Annotated in this window: 7 protein-coding genes; all 7 read left to right on the top strand. The window is 36.8% G+C overall.

Going from position 1 to position 6,277, the window contains the following annotated elements; translation table 11 throughout:
• Nucleotides 1-119 precede the first annotated feature (119 nt).
• The 7 genes from flgC to fliJ all read left to right on the top strand — a co-directional run bounded on the left by flgC (nucleotide 120) and on the right by fliJ (nucleotide 6,220).
• Nucleotides 120-572, top strand: coding sequence for a flagellar basal body rod protein FlgC (gene flgC, locus I2490_RS10510; protein WP_206459641.1), 453 nt, complete (start codon nucleotides 120-122; stop codon nucleotides 570-572).
• A 59-nt stretch (nucleotides 573-631) separates the two neighbouring features.
• Complete coding sequence (gene fliE, locus I2490_RS10505) at nucleotides 632-934, top strand: flagellar hook-basal body complex protein FliE (protein WP_206459640.1); 303 nt, start codon at nucleotides 632-634, stop codon at nucleotides 932-934.
• A gap of 29 nt (nucleotides 935-963) precedes the next feature.
• Nucleotides 964-2,529, top strand: coding sequence for a flagellar basal-body MS-ring/collar protein FliF (gene fliF, locus I2490_RS10500; protein ID WP_206459639.1), 1,566 nt, complete (start codon nucleotides 964-966; stop codon nucleotides 2,527-2,529).
• On the top strand, nucleotides 2,519-3,523 hold the full coding sequence (fliG, locus tag I2490_RS10495) for a flagellar motor switch protein FliG (RefSeq protein WP_206459638.1): 1,005 nt from the start codon (nucleotides 2,519-2,521) through the stop codon (nucleotides 3,521-3,523). Before fliF ends, fliG begins: the two co-directional genes overlap by 11 nt.
• A 233-nt stretch (nucleotides 3,524-3,756) precedes the next feature.
• The gene (locus I2490_RS10490; protein ID WP_206459637.1) at nucleotides 3,757-4,428 is read left to right on the top strand and encodes a FliH/SctL family protein; all 672 of its coding nucleotides are present in this window, start codon (nucleotides 3,757-3,759) and stop codon (nucleotides 4,426-4,428) included.
• Nucleotides 4,429-4,447: 19 nt separating this feature from the next.
• Nucleotides 4,448-5,749 carry a flagellar protein export ATPase FliI gene (fliI, locus tag I2490_RS10485; RefSeq protein ID WP_330634620.1) on the top strand — a complete coding sequence of 434 codons (1,302 nt, stop codon included), beginning with the start codon at nucleotides 4,448-4,450 and terminating at the stop codon, nucleotides 5,747-5,749.
• A gap of 24 nt (nucleotides 5,750-5,773) precedes the next feature.
• Nucleotides 5,774-6,220 (top strand): flagellar export protein FliJ, encoded by a 447-nt coding sequence (gene fliJ / locus I2490_RS10480; protein ID WP_206459636.1) that lies wholly within the window; start codon nucleotides 5,774-5,776, stop codon nucleotides 6,218-6,220.
• Nucleotides 6,221-6,277 lie beyond the last annotated feature (57 nt).

Raw genomic sequence — 6,277 nt, 5'->3', positions numbered from 1 at the left:
AAATTTTAGTTGAAAAATGTAAAATATATTAATAATAATTAATAAATATTTAATATTAGTCGTAATTTGTATTGTTTTTATACTTAATTTTATATTTTTTCGTAAAGGATTGGTGAAAGATGGCATTTTTAAGTAGCTTAAATATTAATGGTTCAGCTTTAACTGCACAACGACTTCGAATGAGCATTATTTCAGAGAATTTGACTAATATGGATACGACGAGGACGGAAGCTGGAGGACCTTATCGACGAAAGACGGTTGCTTTTGAAGCGATTGAAGAAGGAGATTTTAAATCTTTGCTTAATCGAGCTTTAGGAAAACGTCCTGCATTCGGAGAAGGAGCAGGAGGCGTTCGAGTGAGTGAGATTATTGAGGATCAATCGCCTTTTAAAACAGTTTATGATCCAACTCACCCAGATGCTGATGAAATGGGTTATGTAAATTTACCAAATGTAAATTTATTACAGGAAACTGTGGATGCAATGAGTGCTTCACGGTCTTATGAAGCAAATATAACAGCGATTAATGCAATTAAACTTATGGCAACAAAAGCCTTAGAGGTTGGGAAATAAATATTAATACCGATTGTAATGTGCGAGATACTTGAAAGTAATTGGGATGGAGGAGAAAAATGTTTATTACACCCATGCAACCGTTAGATGGAATTCGTTCCATACAAGATTCAGAAATTCAAAAAGATGCGGTGTCAAGCAGTACCCCTTTTAAATCAATTTTTGAAAATGCAGTTAATAATGTAAAAGATTCAGAAAATCAAGTAGCAATGGATACCGAAGCTTTAGCGCTGGGGAATGTGGATGACTTACACACCTTAGGAATTAATTCGACAAAAGCATACCTTTCCGTTCGGCTGTTGGTGGAGATGCGAAACAAAGCGCTGGATGCCTATTCGGAATTAATGCGAATTAACTTATAAAAATATAAAGAACGAATGGGGAATGGCTTTTGCGTGAGAGATTTGATAAAATAATTGAACAAATAAAAGAAATTAATAATAAGTTAAGCAATAGAAACCGTTATATTGTTATAGGCGGAGCTGTTGCAATTTTTCTGTTTGCAATAATATGTGCAATTCTGTTAAATTCAAAACCGTATGATACCATGTTTACGGGAGTCAATCAACAGGAAGCATCTGAGATTGTAGCTGCCTTACAAGATTTGGATGTTACTGCAAAATATGATAGTGATGGGAATATTTCTGTACCCAAAAATCAAGTGGACGAGTTAAGGGCAAAGCTGGTTATGGAGGGTTATCCAAAAAGTGGATTAACCTATAATACGTTTTCTACAAACGTAGATATGATGGCGACAGACTTTGAAAAAAATACATATAAAATTTATGAGCTGCAGGATCGTCTAGCAGCTACCATTGGCTTGTTTGATGGTGTTAGTGATGCAGTCGTAACCATCGCAGTTGGACAGGATCAGAAATATGTTCTGGAAAAAGAAAAAGTGGAACCGAGTGCAAGCGTAGTCATTATTACTCGGGGTGATACTTTAGACAATGAGCAAGTACAGGGCATTCAAAGATTAGTCGCTAAAAGTATCCCGAATATGAAGCCAGAGCAGGTTTTGATTACGGACAGCACAGGCAGGGATCTTACGTCTCTTGAAGATCTATCACAGACAGGCTCGGCAAAACTAAGATTGGCTTTGGAACGTGAGATGGAGAATATTGTACGGAGTGATGTTCTGCATCTCTTAACGGCACTTTTTGGTGAAGATTCTGTTCGTGTTACAGCAAAATGTACGATGGATGTCGATAAAAAAATAAAAGAAATCATTACCTATCTGCCAAGCACAGATGATAATAAAGGCATTATTTCTAAAGAAGACAATAATGTGGAAATTATCGGAGAAGGTACGGCTTCTGCCGGTGTTGTAGGGACAGACAGTAATGCTCAAGTTCCGGTCTATCCTAATATTACAACAGACGGAAATGAGATATATTACAAAGATGATAAATCTTTTGATTATTTAGTAAGCAGAATGAAAGAACAGATTCAAAGCGACTCTGGAGTTGTATCAGACTTAACGGTATCTGTTGTAATCAATGGGAAACAGTTGACCAAAACGGAATTGGCTGAGATAAAACGCTTAGTTGCTAATACAGCGGGAATCAGTACAGATATGGCTGATGAAAAGGTTGCTGTCTTTAAAGGTAGCTTCAATGAAGAAGCTATCCCTGCAAGCGGTTTCCTTAGTACTTTGGAGGAAAGTAAAATAGTGCCAATTGTTATTGGAATTCTTGCATTTCTTATAATTGCTGGATTGATAGCCTTAGTTATATTAAGGAAAATAAAGGCGAAAAAAGCTGCAGAAGCAGCAGCTTTGGCAGAAGAGAATAGTGAAGATAATCCGTTTGATGAACTGGTTAAATTGGATGAGTTGAAACAATCCAGAGAGCAGGAATTAAAAGGAGAAATTCGAGAGTTTGCTGATAAAAATCCAGAGATTTCAGCACAGCTTATTAAAACTTGGCTAAAGGGAGGCGATGGAAATGCCGACTGAGTTAACGCCGGGGCAGAAGGCTGCTGCCGTAATTATAGCTTTAGGAGCAGACAAAGCATCGAAAATTTATAAACATTTAAGTGAAGATGAGTTGGAGCAGCTTACGGTTGAAGTGGCTAGGCTTCGCAACTTATCTTCTGAACAGACAGAGAGTGCCTTAGATGATTTTTATAAATTATGCTTAACTCAAAAAGTAATTACGGATGGCGGTTTGGAATATGCCAGAACGATTTTAGAGAAAGCATTTGGTTCTCAAACAGCGACTTTTCTGCTTGAGCGAGTAACAAAGACATTAAAGGTTCGTTCATTCGAATTTATTCGTAAGACAGATAGTAAAAACTTAATTGCAATTATACAGCACGAAAGGCCACAAACGATTGCACTTATTTTATCTTATGCAAGATCTGATCAGGCAGCGGACGTAATCGCAGAACTGCCAAAAAGAAAACGATTAAAAGTGGTCGAGTGTATTGCAAACATGGACAGTGCTTCGCCAGATAATATTAAACTGGTAGAGAGCGTAATGGAAAAAAAGTTTGCTTCTGTTTTATCTACCGATTTCGCGCAAATTGGTGGCGTAGATTATATTGCAGATGTAATGAATCATATGGATCGTGGTAATGAAAAATATATTTTCGATGAATTGGGCAAAAAGGATGCAAAACTTGCCGATGAAATTCGTAAGAAGATGTTTGTATTTGAAGATATTGTTGTATTGGACAGTATGGCTATTCAAAAATGTCTTCACGAGGTGGATTCTCACGATTTGGTTTATGCGCTTAAAGGTGCAACAAGAGAAGTGTCCGATGTTATTTTTGCAAATATGTCCTCTCGTATGGCAGAGACTGTCCGATCCGATTTGGAATACACATACAATGTAAGGGTTAGAGACGTAGAAGAAGCACAGCAGCGCATTGTAGCTGTTATTCGCCGTTTGGAAGAAGAAGGAGAAATTGTTGTTTCCAAGGGTGGTAAAGATGAAATCATTGCTTAATGGTTCATTGTATGAATGCAAATCATAAATACGAGGGGGTGTAAAAACTGAAAGTCGAAGAATATAAATTCTTTCAGTATTTTGGGAACGACGAAACAGAAGAGGAAACTCCAATTGAACATAAGCAGTGCGATGAGCCTGATTTCAAGGAAGAGGAATCAGACAAAGGTACTTTAGGGGTAGAGGAAACAGAAGTCCTAGTAAATACAGAGAAAATAGATGAGCAATCAGATATGAAAGCTTGGCTGGAGGAAGCATCGATGAATGTTCCACAGGAAATCATAGAACAGGCAAGACAAGAAGCAGATGAAATCATGAGAAAAGCAGCTATGGATGCAAGTGAGGTCATGAATGCTGGGCGTCAGAGAGCTGTAGAGTTGCAGGAAGAAGCAAAAACTCAGGGTTATCAGGCAGGATATGATATAGGGAAAAATGAAGCTATTAAAAAGGTAGAAGACGAATATAAAAATCAATTAAGCCAAGAGTATTCTTCGTTTCTAGAAAGTATGTACACTGCAAGTATGCAGATTGAAGAAAAGAAGAAAGAAATGCAAATCCAATATCTAAAACAAATGAAAGAAATGGTATTGACAATTGCAGAAAAGGTTATAAATGTAAGTTTAAAATCCAGCGCAGAAGTCATTGAACGTATGATTCTTTTTGCATTAGAAACGAGTGGATCTTATCAGTGGGCAAAGGTTCGAATTTCAGCAGAAGATGCAAAAAGAATGCAGGAGGTAGGCGTGGATTTGGAATCAGCGCTAAAGCATGTTGCAGAGCGAGTAAAAATTGTTGTAATTGAAGATGCACCATCGGGAACTTGTTATGTAGAATTTCCTGATCAAATCATTGATGCGAGCGCACAGACGCAGCTCCAAAATATTCGAACACTGATAGAGACGTAGTAGTTTAGGAGGATCGATTTTGTTTTTTCAGGAAATGACCAACTTAATAAAGAAAGCAGAAACGGTCAGCCGTATCGGTAAAATTGAAAATGTAATTGGTATGACAATTGAAGCTTCCGGAAGTAAAGCCGGAGTCGGTGATATTTGTATGATCAGTGATGATGGAAAGCATGAAGTTATGGCTGAAGTAGTTGGTTTTAAGGATGAAAAAATTCTTTTGATGCCATATGCTGAGCTAAGTGGTATTGCTGTTGGAAATTATGTAAGGAATACTTATCAAAAATTACAAATACCTGTTGGTGATTTCTTGCAAGGCCGTGTGATTGATGCACTTGCAAATCCGATTGATGACATGCAAGATTTTCCAAAAGGAGAAAAGTACACTGTTGTAAATAAATACATTAATCCATTGTCACGACCGACGATATCGCAGCGTTTAGATTTTGGATTGAAAGCAATTGATGGACTTACAACTATTGGAAAAGGGCAAAGAATTGGTATTTTTGCAGGAAGTGGTGTTGGAAAAAGTACTCTAATGGGTATGATTGCAAGGAATGGCAAAGCGGATATTAATGTCATTGCTTTAGTTGGAGAGCGAGGTAGAGAAGTTCGAGAGTTTCTTCAAAAGGACCTAGGCGAAGAAGGATTGAAACGTTCCATTGTAATTGTAGCAACTTCAGACCAACCTGCAATGCTACGAATGAAATGCCCAATGGTAGCGACTACGATAGCGGAATATTTCAAAAACCAAGGAAAAGATGTATTATTAATGATGGATTCACTGACTCGATTTGCTATGGCTCATCGAGAAGTTGGACTAGCAGTCGGCGAACCACCGGTTGCAAGAGGTTATACTCCCTCTATTTATAGTGAGCTTCCCAAATTATTGGAACGAAGCGGTAATTTTGAAGAGGGATCGATTACGGGTATTTATACCGTTTTAGTAGAAGGCGATGATACCAATGAACCAATTTCTGATACGGTTCGCGGTATTGTAGACGGGCACATTGTTCTTTCTAGAAAATTAGCTCATAAGAACCATTTTCCGGCTATCGATGTGAGCAGCAGCATTTCAAGACTTATGGATTCCATTGTATCACAGGAACATAAACAAATTGCATCTAAGATGCGTGATCTTATGAGTACTTACCAGCAGAATGAGGATATGATTGCAATTGGTGCTTATAAACCAGGAAATAATCCTAAATTAGATGAAGCAGTTTCTAAGATGGATGCAATCAATACTTTTCTAAAGCAAGAAATTGATCTCTCTTTTCAATATGATGAAATATTAAATCAAATGCAAGCTATCATTCGATAAGATTAAAAGTAAGGTGAGTGGATAATGAAAAAATTCCAATTTTCATTAGAGAATGTTAAAAAATATAAGGAACAAATTTTAGATGGCTTACGAATGGAGCATGCTGTTCTTTTGGCAAAGATACAGCACCAAGAAAAGATAATTCAAGAGATGGAGCAGCAGTACCAGTCTTATAATAATGAATTAAGAGAAAAAAATGCAAAAGGCATTAGTACACTCGAAATACGTCAATATAAGCAATATTTAAGAATTATGCAAAATAGAATAAAAGAACAGTTTTCTTTGTTGGAGAAGTTAAAAAAGGAAGAATCAGAAAAGAAAGAACAAGTTTTGGAAGTAAAAAAAGAAGCTGCTTCCTTTGATAAATTAAAGGAGAGACGTTGGTTGGAATACAAAAAATTAGAACAAAAGGAAGAAGAGCTTCGTATCGATGAAATGATATCGAATAAAATGTATCGTGAGAAAGCATAAGATTATTAACATGAAGGGTAATCCTTTCAGTTAAATAATAATTAAATATGGAAAGGA

Source organism: Anaerovorax sp. IOR16, assembly GCF_017168145.1.
Taxonomy (GTDB): Bacteria; Bacillota; Clostridia; order Peptostreptococcales; family Anaerovoracaceae; genus IOR16.
This window is presented reverse-complemented; position numbering and strand designations above follow the sequence as displayed.